24 protein-coding genes are annotated in these 23820 nt (G+C 73.3%); 15 read left to right on the top strand and 9 right to left on the bottom strand.

Annotated features, from left to right (window positions below):
* The first annotated feature begins 30 nt into the window (after window positions 1-30).
* The gene (locus LQ222_RS15895) at window positions 31-990 is read left to right on the top strand and encodes an alpha/beta fold hydrolase (RefSeq protein ID WP_230167808.1); all 960 of its coding nucleotides are present in this window, start codon (window positions 31-33) and stop codon (window positions 988-990) included.
* A gap of 38 nt (window positions 991-1028) precedes the next feature.
* Here the strand turns inward: LQ222_RS15895 and LQ222_RS15890 are convergent, their stop codons facing one another.
* The 3 genes from LQ222_RS15890 to cysQ all read right to left on the bottom strand — a co-directional run bounded on the left by LQ222_RS15890 (window position 1029) and on the right by cysQ (window position 3675).
* Entirely contained in the window at window positions 1029-1868 is an 840-nt protein-coding gene (locus tag LQ222_RS15890) for a transglutaminase family protein (protein ID WP_230167807.1), read from the bottom strand.
* 68 nt (window positions 1869-1936) lie between these two features.
* Window positions 1937-2911 carry an L-threonylcarbamoyladenylate synthase gene (locus LQ222_RS15885; protein WP_230167806.1) on the bottom strand — a complete coding sequence of 325 codons (975 nt, stop codon included), beginning with the start codon at window positions 2909-2911 and terminating at the stop codon, window positions 1937-1939.
* Window positions 2908-3675 carry a 3'(2'),5'-bisphosphate nucleotidase CysQ gene (gene cysQ / locus LQ222_RS15880; RefSeq protein ID WP_230167805.1) on the bottom strand — a complete coding sequence of 256 codons (768 nt, stop codon included), beginning with the start codon at window positions 3673-3675 and terminating at the stop codon, window positions 2908-2910. Before cysQ ends, LQ222_RS15885 begins: the two co-directional genes overlap by 4 nt.
* A gap of 233 nt (window positions 3676-3908) precedes the next feature.
* Here cysQ and LQ222_RS15875 point away from each other — a divergent pair, with 233 nt between their 5' ends.
* From LQ222_RS15875 to LQ222_RS15860, 4 genes are all read left to right on the top strand, one after another.
* The gene (locus tag LQ222_RS15875) at window positions 3909-5381 is read left to right on the top strand and encodes a leucyl aminopeptidase (protein ID WP_230167804.1); all 1473 of its coding nucleotides are present in this window, start codon (window positions 3909-3911) and stop codon (window positions 5379-5381) included.
* 10 nt (window positions 5382-5391) lie between these two features.
* Window positions 5392-6828: a M17 family metallopeptidase gene (locus tag LQ222_RS15870; protein ID WP_230167803.1), complete on the top strand. Its 1437-nt coding sequence runs from the start codon at window positions 5392-5394 to the stop codon at window positions 6826-6828.
* Window positions 6825-7274: a DNA polymerase III subunit chi gene (locus LQ222_RS15865; protein ID WP_230167802.1), complete on the top strand. Its 450-nt coding sequence runs from the start codon at window positions 6825-6827 to the stop codon at window positions 7272-7274. The genes LQ222_RS15870 and LQ222_RS15865 overlap by 4 nt, the downstream gene beginning before the upstream one ends.
* Window positions 7275-7467: 193 nt before the next feature.
* On the top strand, window positions 7468-8703 hold the full coding sequence (locus LQ222_RS15860) for a Hint domain-containing protein (RefSeq protein ID WP_230167801.1): 1236 nt from the start codon (window positions 7468-7470) through the stop codon (window positions 8701-8703).
* A 52-nt stretch (window positions 8704-8755) separates the two neighbouring features.
* Here the strand turns inward: LQ222_RS15860 and LQ222_RS15855 are convergent, their stop codons facing one another.
* Complete coding sequence (locus tag LQ222_RS15855) at window positions 8756-9721, bottom strand: tripartite tricarboxylate transporter substrate binding protein (protein ID WP_230167800.1); 966 nt, start codon at window positions 9719-9721, stop codon at window positions 8756-8758.
* Window positions 9722-9913: 192 nt separating this feature from the next.
* On the opposite strand from LQ222_RS15855, the gene LQ222_RS15850 reads away from it, so the two are divergent.
* A complete protein-coding gene (locus LQ222_RS15850) occupies window positions 9914-10090 on the top strand; it encodes a hypothetical protein (protein ID WP_230167799.1) in 177 nt (58 codons plus the stop codon).
* Window positions 10091-10136: 46 nt separating this feature from the next.
* On the opposite strand, the gene LQ222_RS15845 is transcribed toward LQ222_RS15850, so the two are convergent.
* Window positions 10137-12002 carry an ABC-F family ATP-binding cassette domain-containing protein gene (locus LQ222_RS15845; RefSeq protein WP_230167798.1) on the bottom strand — a complete coding sequence of 622 codons (1866 nt, stop codon included), beginning with the start codon at window positions 12000-12002 and terminating at the stop codon, window positions 10137-10139.
* Between the two features lie 126 nt (window positions 12003-12128).
* Between LQ222_RS15845 and LQ222_RS15840 the strand changes: the two genes are divergently transcribed.
* On the top strand, window positions 12129-12632 hold the full coding sequence (locus LQ222_RS15840) for a ferritin-like domain-containing protein (RefSeq protein WP_230167797.1): 504 nt from the start codon (window positions 12129-12131) through the stop codon (window positions 12630-12632).
* Window positions 12633-12742: 110 nt separating this feature from the next.
* Window positions 12743-13165 carry a nucleoside-diphosphate kinase gene (ndk, locus tag LQ222_RS15835; RefSeq protein ID WP_230167796.1) on the top strand — a complete coding sequence of 141 codons (423 nt, stop codon included), beginning with the start codon at window positions 12743-12745 and terminating at the stop codon, window positions 13163-13165.
* Between the two features lie 72 nt (window positions 13166-13237).
* Here ndk and LQ222_RS15830 read toward each other — a convergent pair whose 3' ends face one another.
* Window positions 13238-13486, bottom strand: coding sequence for a phage baseplate assembly protein V (locus LQ222_RS15830; RefSeq protein ID WP_230167795.1), 249 nt, complete (start codon window positions 13484-13486; stop codon window positions 13238-13240).
* A gap of 265 nt (window positions 13487-13751) precedes the next feature.
* On the opposite strand from LQ222_RS15830, the gene LQ222_RS15825 reads away from it, so the two are divergent.
* Window positions 13752-14543 carry an EAL domain-containing protein gene (locus tag LQ222_RS15825; protein WP_230167794.1) on the top strand — a complete coding sequence of 264 codons (792 nt, stop codon included), beginning with the start codon at window positions 13752-13754 and terminating at the stop codon, window positions 14541-14543.
* 30 nt (window positions 14544-14573) lie between these two features.
* Here the strand turns inward: LQ222_RS15825 and LQ222_RS15820 are convergent, their stop codons facing one another.
* The 3 genes from LQ222_RS15820 to purM form a co-directional block, all read right to left on the bottom strand.
* Window positions 14574-14747, bottom strand: coding sequence for a preprotein translocase subunit SecE (locus LQ222_RS15820; protein WP_230167793.1), 174 nt, complete (start codon window positions 14745-14747; stop codon window positions 14574-14576).
* Window positions 14748-14758: 11 nt separating this feature from the next.
* On the bottom strand, window positions 14759-15388 hold the full coding sequence (purN, locus tag LQ222_RS15815) for a phosphoribosylglycinamide formyltransferase (protein ID WP_230167863.1): 630 nt from the start codon (window positions 15386-15388) through the stop codon (window positions 14759-14761).
* A gap of 62 nt (window positions 15389-15450) precedes the next feature.
* Window positions 15451-16536 (bottom strand): phosphoribosylformylglycinamidine cyclo-ligase, encoded by a 1086-nt coding sequence (gene purM / locus LQ222_RS15810; protein WP_230167862.1) that lies wholly within the window; start codon window positions 16534-16536, stop codon window positions 15451-15453.
* 130 nt (window positions 16537-16666) lie between these two features.
* Here purM and LQ222_RS15805 point away from each other — a divergent pair, with 130 nt between their 5' ends.
* The 6 genes from LQ222_RS15805 to LQ222_RS15780 are packed head-to-tail and all read left to right on the top strand — an operon-like array spanning window position 16667 to window position 23636.
* Entirely contained in the window at window positions 16667-17401 is a 735-nt protein-coding gene (locus tag LQ222_RS15805; protein WP_230167792.1) for a hypothetical protein, read from the top strand.
* Entirely contained in the window at window positions 17385-17993 is a 609-nt protein-coding gene (locus LQ222_RS15800) for a CDP-alcohol phosphatidyltransferase family protein (protein WP_230167791.1), read from the top strand. Before LQ222_RS15805 ends, LQ222_RS15800 begins: the two co-directional genes overlap by 17 nt.
* The gene (locus tag LQ222_RS15795) at window positions 17990-19177 is read left to right on the top strand and encodes an AI-2E family transporter (protein WP_230167790.1); all 1188 of its coding nucleotides are present in this window, start codon (window positions 17990-17992) and stop codon (window positions 19175-19177) included. Before LQ222_RS15800 ends, LQ222_RS15795 begins: the two co-directional genes overlap by 4 nt.
* 9 nt (window positions 19178-19186) lie before the next feature.
* On the top strand, window positions 19187-19936 hold the full coding sequence (locus LQ222_RS15790; protein ID WP_230167789.1) for an HdaA/DnaA family protein: 750 nt from the start codon (window positions 19187-19189) through the stop codon (window positions 19934-19936).
* A 9-nt stretch (window positions 19937-19945) separates the two neighbouring features.
* Window positions 19946-22111 (top strand): RNA degradosome polyphosphate kinase, encoded by a 2166-nt coding sequence (locus LQ222_RS15785; RefSeq protein ID WP_230167788.1) that lies wholly within the window; start codon window positions 19946-19948, stop codon window positions 22109-22111.
* A 4-nt stretch (window positions 22112-22115) separates the two neighbouring features.
* On the top strand, window positions 22116-23636 hold the full coding sequence (locus LQ222_RS15780; protein ID WP_230167787.1) for a Ppx/GppA family phosphatase: 1521 nt from the start codon (window positions 22116-22118) through the stop codon (window positions 23634-23636).
* Window positions 23637-23820 lie beyond the last annotated feature (184 nt).

Here is a 23820-nt window from a genome sequence, read left to right as displayed (position 1 = left end):
CGCCCTGCCGCCGAAGGGATCGCGACCACGATGACCGACACACCCCCGATCACCCTCGCGCGCTGGGCGTCCTTCCATGTCGGCGGGCGGGAGGTGGTGGTGGCCGGCCAGGCGCCGCGCGAGGTCACCTTCACCCCCGGCAGCGCGCCGGCGCTGATCGACCCGAACGGCACCTACCTGGTCGGCGGCGTCTACGCGCAGGTGATGGAACCCGCGCCGCGGCGCGGGCCGGTGCCGCTGATGCTGTGGCATGGCGGCGGGCTGACCGGCGCCTGCTGGGAGACCACGCCGGATGGGCGCGAGGGTTGGCAGCACTTCTTCCTGCGCCGCGGCTGGGAGGTCGTGGTCAGCGATGCCGTGGAGCGCGGCCGGTCAGGCTGGATGCGAATCCCCGAGGAGACCGGCGGCGTGCCGGTGACCCTGACGCTCGAAAATCCGTGGGAGCGGTTCCGCATCGGCCCCGGCACGCCGCAGGAAGGCCGGGTGTTTCCCGGCCAGCAATTCCCTGCCGATGCCGTGTCCTGGCGCAATTTCATCCTGGGCTGCGTGCCGCGCTTCACCACCACCGATGCGCTGACGCTGGCGGGGTATGGCGCGCTGCTGGCGCGGGTCGGGCCGTCGGTGGTGGTGGCGCACAGCCAGGGTGGGTTCTTCGGCTGGCGCGCCGCGCAGGAATGGCCGGAGAAGGTGCGCGCGCTGGTGTTGGTGGAACCGGCCTCCACCGGGTTGATGGAGAAGGTGGCGGCGCTGGCACGGGTGCCGGTGCTGATGATCTATGGCGACTTCATCGCCGGCGATGCGCGCTGGCCGGCGATCCGCGCGCGCGGCCTGGAGTTCGCCGCGGCGGTGCGTGCCGCCGGCGGGTCCGTCGATGTGGTGGACCTGCCCGCGCAGGGCATCCTGGGCAACAGCCACATGATCCAGATGGACCGCAATTCGGATGTCGTGGCGGGTTTGGTCCAGGACTGGCTTGCCTTGCGCGCCCTGTAGTCCCCGCGGGGTCCGGGGGGCACGCATGCCCCCCGGCCTTACGCCTCCGCTCTCACGGCCTGCACCGTCGCGTCCCCCGCATCCTCCATCGCGCTGATCCAGACTTCCGGCTTCCCTGCCTCCATCGCCCCGAAGGCGTTGCAGAACGCGACCTCGGCCGCGTCGCGCCCGACCCCGATCCGCACCAGGCCGGCGGCATCCGCCATGCGGGTCGGGTCGAACAGGTACCAGGCAGGCCCGTCCGGCCCTTCCAGGAAGGCTTCGAACACTGCATGGAAATCCGGCGGGTCGAGCCGGTGCGCATAGGCGCTGACATACCGCGCCGGGATGCCCAGCGCGCGGCACAGCGAGATGCCCAGATGCGCGAAGTCCCGGCACACCCCCGCCCGCATGGTCACGATGTCGAAGGCCGATGTCATGGCGTCCGACACGCCGCCTTCGTAGGTGACGTAGTCGTGGATCCAGTTGCAGATGGCATTGACCCGCGCATAGCCCGGCGGGATGTCGCCGAAGGTGGTCATGGCGAAGCGTTGCAGCCGGTCGGACTGGCAATAGCGGCTGGGAAACAGGTCCGGCAGCACCGCCAGCGGCAATGCGCCGGGCGGGATCTCCCGCACCGCGCCGGCGTCGCCCAGGCTCGGCGTGATCTCCACGATCGCGCTGTAGTCGACCGTCACCAGCCCCGTCGGGGGAATGATGCGGAAGGTGCGGTTGCCGAGATCCTCGCGCGTCCAGCGTTCGATCGGGACATCGGGCGACAGCACCAGGCTCTCGCTCTCGATGGCCTGGCCGGGAAAGGACTGGGCCTCGATGTTGAAGACGAACGGCACGGGCGATTCCGTCTGGTAGGCCAGGCGGCAACCGATCCTGAAACGCATGGGAACTCCGGCGGGCGGGGGCGGCGCTGGTCGAACGCCCGCGCGGCGCCGGAGTTGCGGCGCCCCGTTCAGCCGCGTGGCGCGGCGGCGCGGCGCAGCCGGTCGTCGATCGCCGCGCCCAGCCCCTCCGGCGGCACGGCCATCGCCGCGATCCGCGACAGCCCCAGCCTGGCGCCCTCGGCATCGAGCCAGCGCAGCCCGGCGAACAGCCGCGACGCGCCCTCCCGCAGGTCGCGCGTGGCCGAGAGCTGCCACACCGCGCCCGCGCCCGGCAGCGGCGGGCCGAAGGCGAGCAGCGCCTCGTCGGGCGCGACCGCGGTGGCGTCCAGGCGCACCGGCAGGGCGGGGGCGTAGTGCGACAGCAGCATCCCAGGGCTGCGCAGCGTGCGCGTCGCCGCCGCGGAAGCGAGCGGGATGGGCCGCGCGACCGGGCCGATCACCGCCTCGATCGCCTCGACCGGCACGCCGCCGGGGCGCAGCAGCGCCGCACCGCCGGCCGCGAGGTCGAGCACGGTGCTCTCGACGCCGACCGCACAGGCCCCGCCATCGAGCACGGCGGCGATGCGGCCCGACAGCCCGTCCAGAACATGCTGCGCGGTGGTCGGGCTGACCTGGCCCGAGCGGTTGGCAGAGGGCCCGGCCACCGGCACCGCCGCGGCGCGCAGCAGCGCGAGTGCGAGCGGATGCGCCGGCACGCGCAGCGCCAGCGTGTCGAGCCCGGCACCCGCCAGCAGGTCGACGCGACAGGTCGGGCGGCGCGGCAGCACAAGCGTCAGTGGGCCGGGCCAGAAGGCCTCGGCCAGGGCGCGGGCGCGGTCGTCGGGCAGGGCTTCGTCGAAGGCGGCGGCGGCATCGGGGACGTGGCAGATCAGCGGGTTGAAATGCGGCCGCCCCTTGGCCTCGAACACGGCGGCGACGGCGCGCCCGTTCCGCGCATCGGCGCCGAGGCCGTAGACCGTCTCGGTCGGGAAGGCGACCAGCGCGCCGTCGCGCAGCAGGGCGGCGGCGTGCTCGATGTCGTGTGCGGGCAGCAGCAGCGTCACGCGCGGCCCTCGCAGACGAAGGCCGGATTCGCCCAGCCCGGCTTGCCGTAGCCCAGCGCGCCGCCGCCGTGCAGCAGCCGGATGGTCCCGCCGGCGGCCTCCAGCACGGCCTGCGGCGCCGCGGTGTCCCATTCCATGGTGCGCCCGAAGCGGGGGTAGAGGTCGGCGCTGCCTTCCGCCACGCGGCAGAACTTCTCGGCCGAGCCGATATTGACGATGCGCGCGACGTGCCGCCCCTCCAGGAAGCGCGTCATGCGCGGGTCGTCCTGGTAGTGGTGGCTGCCCATCACGGTCAGCCCTTCGTCCGGGATCCTGCGCACGGAAATCGCGCGCGTGCCCGCCGCGTCGCGCTTGAAGGCCCCGGCGCCGGCGCGGCCCCAGAACACCTCGCCGGTCGCCGGGAGGGCGACCGCGCCGAGCACCGGCCGGCCCTGCGCCACCAGCCCGACATTCACCGTGAAATTGTCGCGCCCGGCGGCGAATTCGCGCGTGCCGTCCAGTGGGTCGACCAGCCAGAAGCGGGGCCCGGGGCCGGTGGGGGCGGTGCCGGCCTCGATCTCCTCCTCGGCAATCACCGGGATGTGGGGGGCGGCGGCGCGCAGGCCCTCGACGATCAGGGCTTCCGCGATGCGGTCGGCCTCGGTCACCGGGGAATGGTCGGCCTTGCGCGCGACCGCGAAGCCGGCGGCGCGCACGGCGTTGATCGCGGCGGCGGCCTCGGTGGCCAGGCGGGTGGCAAGGGCCAGCAGGGCATCGTCATCCATGGCGGCGGTGTGGCGCCGGCCGGGCGGGGCCGCAAGCCCCGGGCCCCGCTGGCCGGGGCGGCCTTGTCGGGCGCGCCCCTGGCCGGGGCGGCCTTGTCGGGCGCGCCCCTGGCCGGGGCGGCCTTGTCCGGCGCGCCCCTGGCCGGGGCGGCCTTGTCGGGCGCGCCCCTGGCCGGGGCGCGACGCCGACCCTAAGGTGTGACGCATATCGCTGACGCCCGCCCGGAGTTCCCATGCCCGACATCGCCTTCGTGAAACCCGCCCTGCCGCGCAGCGGCGCCCTCGTGCTGCCGCTGGCCGAGGAAGCCCCGCTCGCCGGCCTCGCGAAGCAGGCCGACGAGGCGACCGGCGGCGCCATCTCGCGCGGGCTGGAGGCGGCCAAGTTCAAGGGCCGCAAGGGCCAGGCCACGACGCTCTGGGCGCCCGGCGCCGGGCTGTCGAAGGTGGTGGCGATCGGCCTGGGCAAGGCGGCGGAGCTGATGGCGACCGGTGCCGAGGCCGCCGGCGGCGCCACGGCCGGCGCCATCGCGCAGGAACGCGAGGCGATGGTCGCCGCCGATGGCCTGGCGCCGGCGCTGGCGGCCTCGCTGGCGATGGGCGTGGCGCTGAAATCCTACCGCTTCGACCGCTACCGCACGATGGAGAAGGAGGAGGACAAGCCGAAGATCGAGCGCGTCGCCGTCGCCGTCGCGGATACCGCCAAGGCCAAGGCCGCCTTCGCGCCGCTGCAGGCGGTGGCGGATGGCGTCTTCCTCACCCGCGACCTGGTCAGCGAGCCGCCCAACGTGCTGACGCCCACCGATTGCGCGGATCGCTGCAGGGCGCTGGCGAAGCTCGGGGTCGAGGTCGAGATCCTCGGCCCGAAGGAGATGAAGAAGCTCGGCTTCGGCGCGCTGCTGGGCGTGGCGCAGGGCTCCGCGCAGGAACCGCGCATGGTGGTGATGAAGTGGATGGGCGCGCCCAAGGGCAAGAAGGGCAAGCCGCTGGCCTTCATCGGCAAGGGCGTCACCTTCGACACCGGCGGCATCTCCATCAAGCCGGCCGGCGGCATGGAGGACATGAAGTGGGACATGGCCGGCGCCGGCACCGTGATCGGCCTGATGGCCGCGCTGGCCGGACGCAAGGCGAAGGCCGACGTGGTCGGCATCGTCGGGCTGGTCGAGAACATGCCCTCGGGCACCGCGCAGCGGCCAGGCGATGTCGTGACCTCGGCCTCGGGCCAGACCATCGAGGTCATCAACACCGACGCCGAAGGCCGCCTGGTTCTGGCCGACGTGATCCACTACTGCATCGAGAAGTTCGACCCGCGCTTCATGGTCGACCTGGCCACGCTGACCGGCGCCATCATCATCGCGCTGGGCCACGAGCATGCCGGGCTGTTCAGCAACGACGACACGCTGGCGAGCCGCATCGAGGCCGCCGGCCGCGCGACGGGTGAGACGGCGTGGCGCATGCCGCTCGGCGACGCCTATGACAAGCAGATGAAGTCCGACATCGCCGACATGAAGAACGTCGGCGGGCGCCCCGGTGGGTCGATCACCGCGGCGCAGTTCATCCAGCGCTTCGTGCAGGGCCGGCCCTGGGCGCACCTGGACATCGCCGGCACCGCCTGGTCCAGCAAGGACACCGCCACCACGCCCAAGGGCGCCACCGCCTATGGCGTGCGGATGCTCGACCGCCTGGTGGCGGAGCACTACGAGGGCTGAGAGCGCGGGCGTGATCGCGGTCCGCTTCCGCCGCGGCGCGCCGCGGCCGGACCTGCCCTGCATCGTCCCGCTGGACGCGATCGCCGCGGCGCCGCGCGCGCTGGCGCCGGCACTCGCCGCGGCGCGCTTCACCGGCGCGGCGCGGCAGGTGGTGGACCTGCCGGGCACGCCGCGGCGCCTCGTGGTGGGCCTCGGCACCGCGCCCGATGCGCTGGCCTGCGAAGGCGCCGGCGCCGCCGCCGCCCTGGCGGCAGGGGCGAGCGAGGAGGTCGCGCTGGCCGGCGCCGGGCTGGCGGCCGGGCAGCTCGCGGCGGTGGCGGCCGGCATCGCGCTCGGCGCCTGGGCCTTCGACCGGCACCGCGCGCGGGACCTGCCCCGGCGCATCCGTCGCCTGGTGGTGCACTGCGACTCGCCCGACGAAGCCGAGGCCGCCTTCGCGCACCGCGCGCCCGGCATCGGCGGCTGCCTGCTGGCCCGCGACCTGGTGGCCGAACCCGCCAACCACCTGACCACGCGCCGCTTCGCCGAACGGCTGGAGGCGCTGGCCGAGGACGGGATCGAGGTCACCATCCACGGCCGCAAATGGCTTGAGCGCCACGGCTTCGGCGCGCTGCTCGCGGTCGGCGGCGGGGCGGCGGACCCGCCGCGCCTGGCGGTGCTGCGCTGGCGCGGCGCGCTGCCGCTGCCCCCCGTGGCCTTCGTGGGCAAGGGGCTGGTGTTCGACACCGGCGGCATCTCGATCAAGCCGGCCACCGGGATGGAGGCGATGCGCGCCGACATGGCCGGCGCGGCGGCCTGCGCGGGCGCGATGCTGGCGCTGGCGCGGCGGCGTTCGCCCGCGCCCGCCGTCGCCGTGCTCGCCATTGCCGAGAACGCCACCGGCGCGGCCGCCTACCGCCCCGGCGACGTGATCCGCACGGCATCGCGCCGCACGGTCGAGGTGATCGACACCGATGCCGAGGGCCGGCTGGTGCTGGCCGATGCGCTACACCACGCCATCGCCGCCTTCCGCCCGCGCGCGGTGATCGACCTTGCGACGCTGACCGGGGCCATCGTCACCGCGCTGGGTCACCACCGCGCCGGGATCTTCGGCAGCGACGCTGCACTGCTGGCCAGCGCCGCCGCGGCGGGCGAAGCGGTCGGGGAGCCGCTCTGGCCCATGCCGATCGGACCGACGCATCGCGAGGCGCTCGACTCCGACATCGCCGACCTGCGGCAATGCGCGCCTGCCGGGTCGGGCGCCTGGGGCGGGCGCTTCCTGCCCGATGCCTGCCACGCCGCGGCGTTCCTGCGGGAATTCGCCGGCACCACGCCCTGGGCGCACCTGGACATCGCCGGGGTGGACAGCGCGGAGGAGGCGCATGCGCTCGGCCCGGCGGGGCCGACCGGCTTCGGCGCCAGGCTGCTCGACCGCCTGGTGGCGCTGCGCTTCGAGGCCGAGCCGTGACCCGGATCGGCTTCTACCACCTGACCCGCACGCCCCTGGTGCAGGCCCTGCCGCGCCTGCTGGGCCGCGTCCTGGCCAGCGGCGGGCGCGCCTTCGTGCTGTCCAGCGAGGCCGAGCGCGTCGCCGCGCTCGACGCCGCGCTATGGACCGCCACCGATCCCGACTGGCTGCCGCATGGCCTGGCGGGCGGCGAGCACGACGCGCTCCAGCCGATCCTGCTGGGCACCGCCGATGCCCCGCCCGGCAATGGCGCGCGCTTCCTGCTGCTGGTGGACGGCGCCGAGAGCGCCAGGCTGGCCGAGTACGACCGCGTGCTCGACCTGTTCGATGGCGGGGACGAGGCGGCGGTGGCGGCCGCGCGGGCGCGCTGGTCGAAGGCCAAGGCGGCTGGCCATGCCCTGACCTATTGGCAGCAGGGCCAGGCGGGGTGGGAGAAGCGGGGCTGACGCCGACCCGGCGCGCGCCGGCCATCCTGGCATCGCGTCATAGTGCGTTCATCGCGCCGCGCGCATCATGTAGGTTCGACAGCGTACCGGACAGGGCAAGTCGCAGGCCAAGTCCCGCCGAACCCGGTGCGCGCGCCATCGAGAGCCGGCCCTGCGCCGCCGGCCCGACGTTCAGGGGAGCAGGCGTATCGCCATGGTCGACACCATCCTCACGCCGTTCGACGACCTCTACACCGTGCCCGTCGACGGCGTCGCCGACCGGGTCGACGGCATCGGCGGCAGCGACACCATCAGCGGCCGGTCCGCCGACGACACGCTGATCGGCAACGAGGGCAATGATTCGCTGCTCGGCGGGTCGGACGACGACAGCCTGGTGGGCGGTGCCGGCGCCGATACGCTGGTCGGCGGGACCGACGAGAATGTCCTCGACGGCGGCGAGGATGGCGACCTGCTGCTGGGCGGGTCGGTCGCCGATACCATCATGGGCGGCGCGGGGAACGACACGATCTCGGCCGGCAGCGGCGACAACCTGATGTCGGGCGGCGCCGGCAACGACATTTTCCTCGATATCCCGAACAATGGTCGACAGTATTTCGACGGAACCGGCGGTGGTGTCGACTCCATTTTCGTCGATGGAAATTACGAAACCTACTACTCCACCGTGGAAGGTGCGAATACGGTCAACATCGGCGGGCAGAACCTGCCTTACAATTTCCGCATCAGCGGCGCTGGCTTCGATATGTACTTCAACAATGTCAACGGGAACGCGTATTTCGAGGACGGCGACATCATCCCCATCGTCTGCTTCGGCGAGGGCACGATGATCATGACGCCCGATGGCGAGCGCGCGGTCGAGACGCTGCGCGCCGGCGACCTGGTGGTCACCGCGGGCGGGCAGGGCGCGCCGGTCAAGCCGGTGCGCTGGGTCGGTCATCGCAGCGTCGACCTCGACAGCCATCCGCGCCCGCTGGAGGTCTCGCCGATCCTGGTGCTGCCGGGTGCGCTGGGCGCCGGCGTGCCGCACAGGCCGCTGCGGGTTTCGCCGGAGCACGGGCTGCTGGTGGACGGCGTGCTGGTCGCCGCGGGGCTGCTGGTCGATGGCACGCATGTCATCCGCCTGCCGGCGCGCGGGCGCGTCACCTGGTTCCACGTGGAACTGGACGCGCACGACCTGCTGGTCTCGGAAGGCGCGGCGAGCGAATCCTACCTCGACATGGGCAACCGCCACGCCTTCGCGAATGCCGGCGCCGTGGCCATGCTGCACGCGGATTTCGGCGCCGCGCCTGGCGCGAGCCCCGAAGCCTGCCGCCCCCGCGTCACCGGCGGCGCTGCGCTCGACGCCGCGCGCGCCGCGCTCGCGCGCCTGCGGATGGACCCGCCCGCACGGGACTGCGCCGTTGTGCAATCCCCGCGGTCCAGGGGGCCGTAGCCCCCTGGCGGGGGAGGTCCGGAGGGGGCCGACGCCCCCTCCGCGGAAGCCGCTACCCTTGCAGCCGTATCCCCGTGATCTCCACCATCCGCCGCCAGCGGGCGAGCTCGTCGCGCTGGAAGGCGGCAAACGGGCCGGCCGGCATCGGCGCCGCCACGAAGCCCTGGCTGGTCAGCCTTTCGCGCATGGCGGGCTGGGTCAGGATGCCCACCAGCGTATCCGACAGCCGGGCCACGATCGCCGCATCGGTGCGCGCGGGCGCCCACAGGCCGAACCAGGCATCGACCGCCAGGTCCTGCGCGTTGAGTTCGCCGAAGGTCGGCACGTCCGGTGTCTCGGGCAGGCGGGCGGGGGCACCGATGCCCAGCGCGCGCAGCCGCCCGTCGCGCACCAGCGCGACCACCTGCGGCCAGGTGGAGACGAAGAAATCCACCGTGCCGGAGACGGTATCCGTGGTGGCCTGCGCGCCGCCGCGATAGGGCACGTGCGTGGCGTCCAGGCCTTCGCGGCGCACGAAGGTCTCGGCGATCACGTGGCTGGCGGACCCCGCGCCCGAGGAAGCGTAGGTCACGCGCCCGCCATTCCTGCCCTTCGCGGCCAGCTCGGCCAGGCTGCGCGGGCCGTTGGCCGGCACCACCAGCGCGTGGTGCACGGCGGCCAGGCGCGCGATCGGCGCGAAATCCGCGATCGGGTCGAAGGGCAGGGAGGGCAGCATCGCCGCATTGGCGGCATGGGTCTGGTTGTTGCCGAGCGACAGCGTGTAGCCGTCGGCGGCGGCCTGCGCGACCGCCTGGGTGCCGACCACCGCGGCGCCGCCGGGGCGGTTGTCGACCACGAAGGTGCCGCCGGGGATCGCCTCGGCCAGCGCGGCCGCCAGGGTGCGGGCCAGCACGTCGGTCGACCCGCCGGGCGGGTAGGCGAGCACGATGCGCACGGGGCGCGCCGGCCAGGCCTGGGCGCGCGCGGCCGCGGGCAGCGCCAGCATCGGGGTCGCGAACAGGGCGCGGCGGCGGATCATGGCGGTCTCCTCCCGGGAGAGATCAGCGGTGGGCTGCGACCATCTGGCAGGAATTGCGGCGGGGGGAAACCTGCCGCCCGGCAGTGGCGCACGCCGATTCGCGCGGCGGTTGCGCGGGGCTCACACAAGCGTTCGTTGTGTCGCGGCGCGAGTCTTGGCTAGCGTCCAGGTTGCGACTGGATGGAGGGCGTGATGGACCACATCGACCCGCCCCGGATGGCCGCCCAGGCCTCCGGACTCCCGGCCCCGCAGGACCGCCTGCCGGCCGAACCCGCCACCGGGCGGGCGCTCTGGCCGACCTTCATGCGCCGCACGCTGGACGAGCACATCGTCGCCAGCGCCACCGCGCAGACGCCGCGCGGCGCCTGAGCACCGGCGCGGCGGAGGGCGGCCCCGGCACGTCGCGCCGGCCCGCTCACGCCGCGTCGAGGCGCGCCGAGAGGTCGAGCCATTCTTCCTCGAGCTGCGCGACGGTATGCGCGATGGCGGCGCGGCGCGTGGTGGCCCAGGTGATGTCCTCGGGCTTGAAGCGGGCATAGGTCTCGGGGTCGGCGAGTCGCTTGCTGATCAGCGCGTCCTCGCGCGACAGCTTGTCGAGCGCGGCCTCGACCTCCTTGACCCGGGCGCGCAGCGGGGCGGTCGCGATGCGGGTCTCGGCACGGTCGCGCCGCGCGCCGGCCTTCTGCCCGCCGGGCTCGTTGCGCGCGCCGCCGCGGGCACGGTCGGCCAGCAGCGCCCGGTAGTCATCCAGGTCGCCGTCGAAGGGCGTCACCGCGCCATCGGCCACCAGCCACAGGCGGTCGGCCACCAGCTCCACCAGATGCGGGTCGTGGGTGATCAGCACGACGGCGCCGGGGAAATCCGCCAGCGCCTTCACCAGCGCGTCGCGCGCATCGATGTCCAGGTGGTTGGTCGGTTCGTCGAGGATCAGCAGCTGCGGCGCGTCGCGCGTGGTGAGCGCCAGCAGCAGCCGCGCCTTCTCGCCGCCCGACAGCGCGGCCACGCGGGTATCGGCGCGATTGGCATCGAGGCCGAAGCGCGCGAGCTGCGACCGGCAGGCGGTCTCGGTGGCCTTGGGCAGGGCGGCCTGCATGTGGGTCAGCGGCGTGCCCTGGAGGTCGAGTTCCTCCGCCTGGTGCTGCGCGAAATAGCCGACGCGCAGCGCGCGCGTGCGGAAATAGGTGCCGCCCTCGGGCTGCAGCCGCCCGGCGATCAGCTTGGCCAGCGTGGACTTGCCGTTGCCGTTGGCACCCAGCAATGCGATCCGGTCGTCCTGGTCCAGCCGCAGGTTCAGCCCGCGCAGGATCGGCGGCCCGCCATAGCCGACCGAACACCCCGTCAGCGACAGGATGGGGGGCGCGAGCTCCTCGGGCGCGGGGAAGGCGAAGCGGACCGGGTGGTCCTCGACCACCGCCTCGATCGCCGGCATGCGTTCCAGCGCCTTCAGGCGCGACTGCGCCTGGCGCGCCTTCGACGCCTTGTAGCGGAAGCGATCGACGAAGGACTGGATATGCGCGCGTTCGGCGCTGAGGCGCGCGTTGGTGGCGGCCTGCTGCGCCTGGCGTTCGGCGCGCATGCGCACGAAATCGGCGAAGTTGCCCTGGTACAGCGTGATCTTCTGCTGATCGAGATGCGCGATGGAATCGACGCAGCGTTCCAGCAGCCCGCGGTCATGGCTGACCACGATGGCGGCGCCGGGGAAGCGTTGCAGCCAGGCCTCCAGCCACATGGTCGCTTCGAGGTCGAGGTGGTTGGTCGGTTCGTCCAGCAGCAGCAGGTCGGGCTCGGTGAACAGCGCGCGCGCCAGCGCCACGCGCATCCGCCAGCCGCCGGAGAATTCGCGCGAGGCGCGCGCCTGCGCCGCCGCATCGAAGCCCAGGCCCGACAGGATGGCCCCCGCGCGCGCCGGCGCGCTGTCGGCGCGGATGGCGATCAGGCGGTCATGGATCTCCGCCAGGCGCGCCGGGTCGGGCGTGTGCTCGGCCTCGGCCAGCAGCGACGCACGTTCCGTATCGGCGGCGAGCACGATGTCGAGCAGGCTGTCATCCCCGCCCGGCGCTTCCTGCGCGACATGGCCCATGCGGGCGCGCTGCGCCAGGCGGATCTCCCCGCCATCGGGCTGCAAGTCGCCGGTGATGGCGCGCAGCAGGGTCGACTTGCCCGCGCCGTTGCGCCCGACCAGGCCGACCTTGCGGCCGATGTCGATCTGCAGGTTCGCGCCGTCCAGCAGCGCGCGGCCGGCGATGCGGATGGTCAGGTCGCGGATGGCGAGGACGGTCATGGCTGCGGCCTTCTACCGCCTCGGCCCGGGCTTGTCAGGCGCGCATGGCGGCCGCCGCCGAGGCAACCCGGCCCGGCGCGGGGCGTTGCACCGGCGTCCATCACCCTTCCCCGAGGAGCGCCCCCCATGGCCGCCATGAAGACTCTCGACGACCTGTTCCTGCACACGCTCAAGGACATCTACTTCGCCGAGCGGCAGATCCTGAAGGCGCTGCCGCGGATGGCCAAGGCGGCCGAGAGCGAGGCGCTGCGCGACGACCTGTTGGCGCATCGCGACGAGACGCAGGGCCAGATCGAGCGCCTGCAGCAGGTGTTCGACGCGCTCGGCCGCCGCGCGCAGGGCGTGACCTGCGAGGCGATCAAGGGCCTGATCGAGGAATGCGTGGAACTGGTGGACGACACGCCCGAGGCCGGCAGCGTGCGCGACGCCGGGCTCATCGCCTGCGCCCAGGCGGTCGAGCACTACGAGATGGCGCGCTACGGCGCGCTGATCGCCTGGGCGCGCGCCGGCCGCAAGCCGGAGATCGTGGCGCTGCTGGAGGCCAACCTGGCCGAGGAGAAGGCGGCCGACGGCAAGCTGACCAAGGCGGCCCGCGAGATCAACATGGCGGCGATGCAGCAGGCCGCCTGACGCGGCCCGGATGCGAGGCGGTCCCGCATCCGGCCGGTGGCGGGGGTTGCGCGCGCCCGCCATCCCTTCTATCCGGCGGCCCGACTCCAGAACCCCCGAGGACAGCCGCCATGGCCATCGAACGCACCTTCTCCATCATCAAGCCGGACGCCACGCGGCGGAACCTCACGGGCGCGATCAACGCGATCTTCGAGAAGAACGGCCTGGCCATCATCGCGCAGAAGCGCGTGTGGATGTCGCGCGCCCATGCCAAGAAGTTCTACGAGGTGCATGCGGCGCGCCCGTTCTACAACGACCTGGTGGACTTCATGGTCTCCGGCCCGGTCGTGGTACAGGTGCTGGAAGGCGAGAACGCGGTGGCCAGGAACCGCGAGCTGATGGGCGCCACCAACCCCGCCCAGGCGGCCGAGGGCACCATCCGCAAGCTGTTCGCCGAAAGCATCGAGGCGAATTCCGTGCACGGCTCCGACAGCGCCGAGAACGCCGCCGCCGAGATCGCCTACTTCTTCGCCGGCACCGAACTGGTCGGCTGACGCGCCGCCGCGGCCCGGCCTGTGCGCCGGCGCCGCGGCCACGGCCGTGCCGCGCGCGGTCGGCCCGCGCGGTCAGTCCGCGTGGCCCAGCACCACCGGGCGGTCCGGGTCGCCATTCTCGAAGGCCACCCAGACGGCGCCGCCCACAGGGGCGCCGGCGGGCGTGCCGCCGCGCCCACCGCCCCCGCCCACCGGCCGGCAGACCGCGGCCCAGGCGCCGCCGCTGCCCAGCGAGGGCAGTTGCACGAAGATCCGCCCGCCCCGCGTCGGGTCCATCGTGCCGGTGATGATGCCACGCACGATGCCGTTGATGATCGCCATGTCGGTCTCCTGCCTGGCGGGCCTGCGTGCCCGCCGGGCCATCCCGCACGACGGCGCGCGGCCGCGCCATGATCTGGTGCACGCGTCCGTGCATTCCGGCGCTGACGGGCCGTTAACGCGCCCCGGTGCCTGATGGCCGGCCTGGAGCCGTCGCCGTTCGCTGTGGCTCACGGCAACGGCTCTAGAGCATTGTTTTTGCGAGCATCCTTGCCCGTTCAGATGACTCCGTCTGAACGGTTGATGCTCTGGCACCAGGAGGAACGGCATGGACGGCATCCTGCCCCAGGCGGCATCGCAGCGGGTCGCGGCCGAGGATCTCGGGGCGCGCCTGGCCGATGCGCTGGCGGCGGGCGGGGCGGGCCTGCGGCTGGACCTGCAGCCGATCTGCGCCGCCGCCACGCTGGACCCGGTCGGCTACGAGGCGCTGCTGCGCTGGGACCACCCCGAATTCGGCCCCATCCCGCCACGCGAGACACTCGCGGCGGCCGAGGCGGTGGGCCGCGGCGTGGCGCTCGATGCCTGGGTGCTGGTGCATGGCTTCCGGCTGCGCGCGGGCTGGCCGCGCGGCGGGCCGTACCTCGCGCTCAACGTCTCCATGGCCGGCGTCCTGACCGGCCATGCGGCGCCGATGGTCAGGGCCGCCATCGAGGCGACCGGCGTCGATCCGCGCGGCCTGTCGCTCGAACTGCCCGAGGCGGCGGTCACCCAGGACCTGGCGGGGGCCTGCCGGCTCGCCGCGGCGTTGCGCGGGCTCGGGCTCAGCCTTGCGATCGACGATTTCGGTGGCGCGCATGGGTCGGCGCGGGTGCTGCGCGACATTCCCTTCGCGGCGGTGAAGCTCGATCCCGCCTTGACCGCGGGGCTCGACGGCACCGACCCCGGCGCGGAGCGCTCCCGCGCCCTGGTCGGCGCGGTGGTCGACATGGCACATGCCCTTGGCGCGATCACGGTGGCCGAGGCGGTCGAAACGGCCGATCAGATGCGGGCGCTGCGCGATGCGCGGGTCGATGCGCTGCAGGGCTGGCTGCTGGGCCGCCCCGGTGCCTTCAGGCCCTGACCGGCGCGCGCCGCGCCGCCAGCGGCGCGTTCAGCCCCAGATCAGGTACAGAAGCACCAGCAACACGACGATCACGCCGACCGCCCAGGTCATGAAGGTCGTGAACCCGGCCCATTCGGCCTGCCGCTCGGCCAGGATGTCGCCAGCCTTCACTTCGACGAATTCATAGGTCTGCTGTTCGGCCACGGCTACGCCCCCAACCACGCGATGCTGCATCAGCCTTTAGAAAGCCCCGGCGCCGCCGGCAAGGGGTTCACGAGGCTGCCGCCCGCCGCAGCCGCCCCATCCACCCGCGCGATGCCGCCGGAAACACGCACCTGTCCTGCCGCCAGCCAGGCCAGGGCGGCGGGATACAGGCGATGCTCCTCGGCCAGCACGCGGGCGGCCAGGCTGGCCTCGGTGTCGTCGGGCAGGACCGCCACGGCGGCCTGGGCCAGGATCGGGCCTTCATCGACGCCGGCGCTGACCAGGTGGACGGTGCAGCCATGCAGGCGCACCCCGGCCGCCAGCGCCCGGGCATGGGTGTCGAGCCCCGGGAAGGCCGGCAGCAGGGAAGGGTGGACATTGATCAGCCGCCCGTCCCAGCGCGCCACGAAGCCTTCGGTCAGCACCCGCATGAAGCCGGCCAGCGCGATGATGGTGGCGCCGGCGCGCGCCAGTTCGGCCTCCATCGCCGCCTCGAACCCGGCGCGGTCGCCGCGGAAGGCGCGGCTTTCCACCACCACGGTCGGCACGCCCCGGGCGGCGGCATGGGCCAGGCCCGCCGCATCGGCGCGGTTGGACAGCACCAGGGCGATCTCGGCGGGGTAGTCGGGCGCGGCGGCGGCGGCCAGCAGCGCCGCCATGTTGGATCCGCGCCCGGAGATCAGCACCGCCACACGCGCGCGGCCCGCCGCGCCGGCTGGTGTCACGCCGGCCAGCCGGCGCGCAGGTTGTCGATCCGCACGGCCGCCGCGCCGGGCGCCGCCGCGATCACGCCGATGCGGCGCACCGTCTCGCCCGCGGCTTCCAGCAGCGCCGTGGCGGCCTCGGCATTCCCGGCCTCGACCACCAGCGCCATCCCGATGCCGCAGTTGAACACGCGCAGCATTTCCTCGGCCGCGACCCCACCGGCGCGGGCCAGCCAGGCGAAGACCGGCGGCGGCGCCCAGGCGCCGGCATCGAGCACGGCGACGGTGCCCTCGGGCAGCACGCGCGGCAGGTTGCCCGGCAGGCCGCCGCCGGTGATATGCGCCGCCGCCTTGACCAGCCCGGCGCGATGCAGCGCCAGCAGCGGCTTCACATAGATCCGGGTCGGCTCCAGCAGCGCCTCGCCCAGCGTGCGGCCCGCGGCGAAGGGCGCAGGGGCGCCCATGCCGGCACCGCCGCGCTCCAGGATGCGCCGCACCAGCGAGAAGCCATTGGAATGCACGCCCGACGACAGCAGGCCCAGCACCACGTCGCCCGGCCCGACATCGCCCCGCGGCAACAGCGCGCCGCGTTCCGCGGCACCCACCGAGAAGCCGGCCAGGTCGTAGTCGCCCTTGGCATACATGCCGGGCATCTCGGCGGTCTCGCCGCCCACCAGCGCGCAGCCGGCGATGCGGCAGCCCTCGGCGATGCCCGCCACCACCTGCCTGGCCGAGGCGACATCGAGCGCGCCGGTCGCGAAGTAATCCAGGAAGAACAGCGGCTCGGCGCCCTGCACCACCAGGTCGTTGACGCACATCGCCACCAGGTCGATGCCGACCGTGGCATGCAGCCCGGCATCGATGGCCACGCGCAGCTTGGTGCCCACGCCATCCGTGGAAGACACCAGCACCGGGTCGGTGAAGCCGGCCGCCTTCAGGTCGAACAGCGCGCCGAAGCCGCCCAGGCCGCCCATGGTGCCCGGCCGGTCGGTCGACTTCGCCAGCGGCTTGATGGCATCGACCAGCGCGTCGCCGGCCTCGATGTCGACGCCCGCGGAACGGTAGGTCAGGCCGGTGGGGGGGGCGGACGGGGAACTGGTCAGGGCGGCCTCCGATCGGGTATCTGGCAGGGCAGTGGCGCCGCGTCGGCGCGGCGCAGGGCGGCCTTGGGCCGCCTGTTGAGTGGAATGCGGACGGCCATCGACCGGCCGTCGATGAGGAATGATGAAGGTCATGCCGGTCAGGACCCGCCCCGCGCGGGCGCGCGGAAAGAACCATGCGGCGGCGATCCTCGCAACCGTGATGCTGGCCTGCGCGCTGCCGGCCGCCCCCCATGCGCAGGAGGCGCCGGCCGCGGTGTCCTACAGCCAGCGCGGCGTGCCGGCCGAAGCCACCGCCGAGAACGGCGTGATCGCCCGCGAACGCGCCTTCGTGGCCGGCCGCCGCGCGGCCTGGGATCGCATCGCCTCGGCCGCCGGGGTCACGCGGTCGCTGTCCGACCAGCAGATCGAATCGATGGTGACCTCCATCATCATCGAGGAAGAGCGCACCTCGCCCACCCGCTACACCGGCCGCATCACGGTGAACTTCAACCCGGGCCGGGTGCGCGCCATCACCGGCGGCAGCGCCACCGCGGAGGGCGGCACGCCGGCCGCGCCCGGCGCTCCCGGTGCCCCGGGCGACCCGCCGCCGCGCCCGGTCGCCGCCGGGCCCGCCGCCGCCACCATCGAGGCCGTGGCGCTGTACGGTTCGCTCAACGAATGGCTCGAAATCCGCCGGCGCCTGGTGGCCAATACGGCGCGGCTGGAGGTGGTGGCGATCTCGACCGACCGCGCGCGGCTGCGGCTGGGGCTGCGCGCGCCGCCGGCGGTGGCCGCCGAGGAACTCGCCCGCCAGGGCCTGACCATGAGCCCCGGCTCCGGAGCGCCCGGCGATGCCTGGCGCGTGGGCCTTGGCGGACGCTCCTGACCCGGGGGGGCGCCCGGACGGGGCCGGCCCGGCCGACCATGGCGCCTGGCTGCTCACCGTGCCGAACCTCATCACGCTCGCGCGGCTGTGCGCGGTGCCGGCGGCGGTCTGGCTGATGCTGCGCCACCGGCTCGACATCGCCTTCCTGGTCTTCGTGGGGGCCGGCATCTCGGATGCGGTGGATGGCTGGCTGGCGCGGGTGTGGAATGCGCGATCGGCGGTCGGCGCGCTGCTCGACCCGATCGCCGACAAGGCGCTGCTGGTCTCGGTCTATGTGACGCTGGCGGCGATCGGCGTGCTGCCGGACTGGCTGGCGATCCTGGTGGTGTTCCGCGACCTGCTGATCGTGGGCGGCGTCATCACGCTGTGGATGCTGGGGATGCCGGCGCGCATCCGCCCGCTGATGGTCAGCAAGGCCAATACCTTCGCGCAGATCGCGCTGGCCGCGCTGGCGCTGCTGCTGGCGGGGTTCGACCTTTCGGCGCCCTGGCTGCTGGAGGGCATGATCGTGGTGGTGGCGGTGACCACGCTGGCCTCCGGCGCGGCCTATGTGGTGCAGGCGGCACGGCTGACGGCGGGGGGCGGCGCATGAGCGGCACGCCGCCCACGCGGGCCGAAGGCGCGCCGCCCGCGCGAACCGACCCGCCGCGCGCCGCGCCACCCGCCGCCGGGCGCTTCCCCGCACCGTCCGCACCGCGCACCGCGACCAAGGCGCAGCGCACCGGCCTGCTGGTGGGCTTCGGCGCCGCGCTGCTGTTCAGCCTGTGGCTGTTCCAGGGCATCCTGACGCCCTTCGTGCTGGCCATGGTGATCGCGTATTTCCTCGATCCGCTGGCCACGCGCCTGACGCGCGTCGGCATCCGGCGCAGCATGGGCGCCTTCGCGCTGATCTTCCTGCTGATGGCGCTCGGGCTGGTGGCGATGCTGCTGCTCTACCCGCTGATCCTGGCGCAGATCGGCATCCTGGTGCAGCGGCTGCCGACCTACGCCGCGGGCCTGGGCACGCTGCTGCGCGACGGGCTGCAACGGCTGGAGGAGACGCTGGGCCCCGACATGGTCGACCAGCGCCTGCGCGACATGGCGGTGAACCAGGCGGGCGCGATGCTGTCCTGGGTGGTGACCGCCGCGACGCGGCTGATCGGCGGCGGCTTCGCGCTGTTCCAGGTGTTCACGCTGGTGGTGGTGGTGCCGGTGGTGGCCTTCTACCTGCTGCGCGACTGGCCGGCCATGCTGGGGCGCATCGAATCCTGGCTGCCGCGCAAGAATGCCGCGGTGCTGCGGCAATTGGCGCGGGACACCGACCGCGTGCTGTCGGCCTGGCTGCGTGGGCAGTTGCTGTGCTGCGCGGCGCTCGGTGTGTTCTATGCGGTGGCGCTGCAGCTGGTGGGGCTGGAACTCGGCCTGACCATCGGGCTGATGTCGGGCATCCTGACCTTCATCCCCTATGTCGGGTCGCTGACCGGCTTCGCCTCGGCCGTGCTGCTGGCGATGGGCCAGTTCGGCACCTGGAACGAGGTGATGCTGGTGGTCGCGATCTTCATCGTCGGCCAGACCATCGAGGGCTACGTCATCTACCCCTACCTGTTGGGCGACCGGGTCGAATTGCACGCGGTCTGGGTGATCTTCGCGCTGTTCGCGGGCGGCGTGGCCTTCGGCTTCCTGGGCGTGCTGCTGGCGGTGCCGATGGCCGCCGCGCTGGGCGTGGTGGCGCGCTATTGGCTGCGGCGCTACCTTGAAAGCCCGCTCTACCTCGACCCGCCGCGGACCGGGATGTAGGAGGCGCCGATGCCCCCGCCCCCCCGCGCGCCGCGGCAGTTCATCCTGCCGCTGCCGCTGGTCGCTTCCTGCGATCGCGCCGATATCCTCGAGGATGGGTCGAATGCCGCGGCGCTGGCCTGGCTCGACCGGCCCGACGGCTGGCCCGCCGGGCGGCTCGCGCTGTTCGGGCCGGAGGGGGTGGGCAAGTCCCATCTGGGGCGCGCCTTCGCCGCGGCGCGCGGCTGGCGGCGGATCGACGGCCCCGCGCTGCGCGGCCTGCCGCCGCCCGCCGCCGGCGGCACCGTGCTGGACGACGCCGATGCGGTGCCGCAGCCGACCGCCCTGCTGCACCTTGTGAACCTGTGCGCCGAACGCGGGGAGGGCCTGCTGCTGCTGGCGCGCGAGGCGCCGTCGCGCTGGCCCGTCGTGTTGCCCGACCTGGCCAGCCGGCTGCGCGCCATCACCGCGATCGGCATCGCCCCGCCGGGCGACGGGCTGCTGGCGGCGCTGCTGGCGAAGCTGTTCGCCGACCGGCAACTGCGGGTGGCGCCGGATGTCCAGGCCTGGCTGCTGGCGCGCCTCCCGCGGGAGGCCGCCGCGCTGGCCGAGGCGGTGGCACGGCTCGATCGCGCCGCGCTGATCGCGCGCGCGCCGGTCAGCCGCCCGCTGGCGCGCGCCGCCCTGGCCGGGTGGGAGGGCTTCGGCGACACGCCGGGCGATGACGGACCGCAGACATTTTCCGCCGCGCCCTCCCCGCCCGCACCCGTGCTGCTGTAGTCTGGCGGCATGGACCAGCTTGCCGCCACCGCGCCCGAGGCCGCCGATGCGCTGCTGGGCAGCCCCGCGCGCTATATCAACCGCGAGCTGTCATGGCTCGCCTTCAACCAGCGTGTGCTGGAGGAAGCCGCCAATCCGCGCCACCCGCTGCTGGAACGGCTGCGCTTCGTGGCGATCTCCGCCTCCAACCTCGATGAATTCTATTCGGTGCGCGTGGCGGGGCTGGTCGGGCAGGACCGCGCGGGCATCGGCAAGTTCAGCCACGACGGCAAGACGCCGGCGCAGCAGCTCGCGGCCATCCACGACCAGGCGCAGGCGCTGATCCGCGCCCAGCAGGATGCCTGGCAGGAGCTGTGCCGGCTGATGCGCGCCTCCGGCGTGACGCTGTGCGAACCGGCGGAACTGGACGCCGCCGATCGCGACTGGCTGGAAGGCTGGTTCATGGACCGGGTCTTTCCGGTGCTCACGCCGCTCGCGGTGGATCCGGCGCATCCCTTCCCGTTCATCTCGAACCTGTCGCTGTGCATGGTGCTGAAGCTGGTGCGCGAGGAGGATGGCGGCACCATGCGCGCGCTGCTGCCGCTGTCGCCGCAGGTGCAGCGCTTCATCCGGCTGCCGGGCCGCGACGGCGCGCCGGCCATCCGCTTCGTGCAGCTCGAAGACCTGATCCTGCTGTTCCTCGACCGCCTGTTCCCCGGCTTCATCCCCGCCGAGACCGGCCTGTTCCGCGTGATCCGCGACACCGACGTGGAATTCGAGGAAGAGGCCGAGGACCTGGTCCGATCCTACGAGACCGCGCTGAAGCGCCGCCGCCGCGGCCGGCCGATCCGCCTGTCGGTCACCGCCGCCACGCCGGTCGACATGCTCGACTTCGTGGCCGAGGAACTGGAGGCGCAGCGCAGCGAGGTGTTCATCGTGGACGGGCTGCTCGGCCTGTCGGACCTCACGCAGATGATCGTGGACGACCGGCCGGACCTGCTGTTCACGCCCTATACGCCGCGCTTTCCCGAACGCATCCTGGATTTCGGCGGGGATTGCTTCGCGGCGATCAAGGCGAAGGACATCGTCGTCCACCACCCCTACGAATCCTTCGACGTGGTGGTGCAGTTCCTGCGCCAGGCGGCGCGCGACCCGAACGTGGTGGCCATCAAGCAGACGCTGTACCGCACCACCCGCGACAGCCCGATCGCCAAGGCATTGATCGAGGCCGCCGAGGCCGGCAAGTCGGTCACCGGCATCGTCGAGCTGAAGGCGCGCTTCGACGAGGAACGCAACATCGCCCTGGCGCGTGAACTGGAAGCCGCCGGCGTGCAGGTGGTCTATGGCTTCGTCGAGCTGAAGACCCACGCCAAGGTCAGCCTGGTGGTGCGGCGCGAGGGCGCGCAGCTGCGCTCGTATGCGCATTTCGGCACCGGCAACTACCACCCGGTCACCGCGCGCATCTACACCGACCTGTCGTATTTCACCGCCGACCCGTCACTCACGCGCGATGCCGCCAAGCTGTTCAACTACATGACCGGCTATGCCCGGCCCGAGACGATGGACAAGCTCGCCTTCGCGCCGCTGACCATCCGCCCGACGCTGCTGGCGCTGATCGAACGGGAGATCGCCTTCGCCAAGGAAGGCAAGCCGGCCGCCATCTGGATCAAGATGAACTCGCTGGTCGACGAGACCTTGATCGACGCGCTCTATGCCGCATCGCGCGCCGGCGTGAAGGTGGAGGCCGTGATCCGCGGCATCTGCTGCCTGCGCCCCGGCGTGAAGGGCCTGTCCGACAACATCCGCGTGAAGTCGATCGTGGGCCGCTTCCTGGAACATTCGCGCATCTGCGTCTTCGGCAATGGCCACCGGCTGCCCTCGCGCCGCGCGCGGGTGTTCATCAGCAGCGCGGACTGGATGGCGCGCAACATGGACTGGCGCGTCGAGACGATGGTGCCGGTCGAGAACCCCACCGTGCACGCGCAGATCCTCGACCAGATCATGGTGGTGAACCTGAAGGACACCATGCAGTCCTGGCAGTTGCGCCCCGATGGCGGCTGGACACGGCTGAAGGCCGGCGAGAACGGCGTGTCGGCGCACGAATACTTCATGACCAACCCGTCGCTCTCGGGCCGCGGCAGCGCGCTCAAGGGCACGCCGCGGCGGCCGCGGCAGGACCGCGTGGTGCAGGACTGAACCGATGGACAGCACCATGACCGAACCGGCCGGGCTGGCCGGCGCGCCGCACCGCGCCGCACGCTCCGCCGTGGTGGACCTGGGGTCCAATTCCGTGCGGCTGGTGGTCTTTGAAGGCCATGGCCGCAACCCGCTCGCGATCTTCAACGAGAAGGCGGTGCTCGGCCTGGGCCGCGGCCTGGTCGCCACCGGGCGGCTGAACGAGGAAGCGGTCGACCAGGCGCTGACCGTCATGGTGCGCTACCACACCGTCGCGCGCGCCATGGGCGCCGACCCGATCGAGGTGCTGGCCACGGCGGCGGTGCGCGATGCCGCCAACGGCGCCAGCTTCATCGCCGCGCTGCGCGACCGGCTGCCCGACCTGCGCATCCGCGTGCTCACCGGCGACGAGGAAGGCCACCTGTCCGCCGACGGCGTGCTGCTCGGCTTCCCGGATGCCGACGGCGTGCTGGGCGACATCGGCGGCGGGTCGCTCGAACTGGTGGAACTGGCGCATGGCCGCGCCGGGCGCGTCGCCAGCCTGCCGCTCGGCGCCATCCGCCTGGCCGAACGCGCCGGCGGCGAGGTCCAGCGCGGCCGCGCCTTGGCCGACGAGGAATTCGCCCGGATCCCCTGGTTGCCCGAAGCGACCGGCCGCGACCTGTACCTGGTGGGCGGCGCCTGGCGCGCCCTGGCGCGCATGCACATCGCCCAGACCGCGTATCCGCTGTCGATCGTGCATCACTACGTGCTGATGCGCGAGGAAGCGCGCGACCTGGCCGGCGTGGTGATGGCCGCCACCCGCCGCACGCTGGAACGCATGCCCGGCGCGCCCACCAAGCGGGTGGTGGACCTGCCCTGGGCCGCCGTGGTGCTGCGGCGCCTGCTGCGTGCCTCGGGCGCACGCCGCGTGGTGTTCTCGGCCAATGGATTGCGCGAGGGCTGGTACGCCCGCCGCTTGCCGCCGGAAGCCCGCCAGGCCGACCCGCTGCCGGCCGCGGCACAGGAACTTGCCGCCCGCTTCGGCCGCGACCCGCGCCTGCCCGCCGCCCTGGCCCGCTGGACCAACGGGCTGTTCGAAACCGAATCCCCCGCCGACGCCGCACTGCGCATTGCCGCGTGCTGGACCTCCGACATCGGCAGCCACGACCACCCGGACTACCGCGCCGAACATTCCTACTTCCGCGTGCTGCGCCAGCCGGGCGTCGGGCTCGACCACCACGCCCGCGCCTTCCTCGCGCTGGCGGTCGCGCTGCGCTACGAAGCGGCCGCCGATGCCAGCTACATCCAGGCCGCGCGCGTGCTGCTCGATGTGGCGGCCGTGCGCCGGGCCGAAACCCTCGGCGCCGCACTGCGCCTGGCCTACACACTGTCCGGCGGCACCCCGGAACTGCTGGCCGGCACCGAAATCGAACGCCGCGGCGGCCGCCTGATGCTGCGCCTGGTCGAAGGCACCGGCGTCTTCGCGGGCGAAAGCGTGCTGCGGCGCGTGGAGGCGCTGGCAGCGGTGCTGGGGCTGGAGGCAGGGGTGGAAGTCGCGGGGTGAGGGCGCGCGGTGGAGGGCTTTGCCTTCCCCCGGACCCCCACCCACCAAAGGCCTGAGGGCCTTGTATCTTCCCCTTGCCGTCACGGCCTGAGACGGCGAGGCTGGAGGTGGACGGGAGCCCGCGCAGGCCTTGGGTGATCGAGCCCGCTCCAGAGCAAGGGACCCCGTCCATCGTCCCATCCGG

Origin of the sequence: Roseomonas sp. CECT 9278 (genome assembly GCF_918698155.1) — a bacterium.
GTDB lineage: Bacteria > Pseudomonadota > Alphaproteobacteria > Acetobacterales > Acetobacteraceae > Neoroseomonas.
This window is presented reverse-complemented; position numbering and strand designations above follow the sequence as displayed.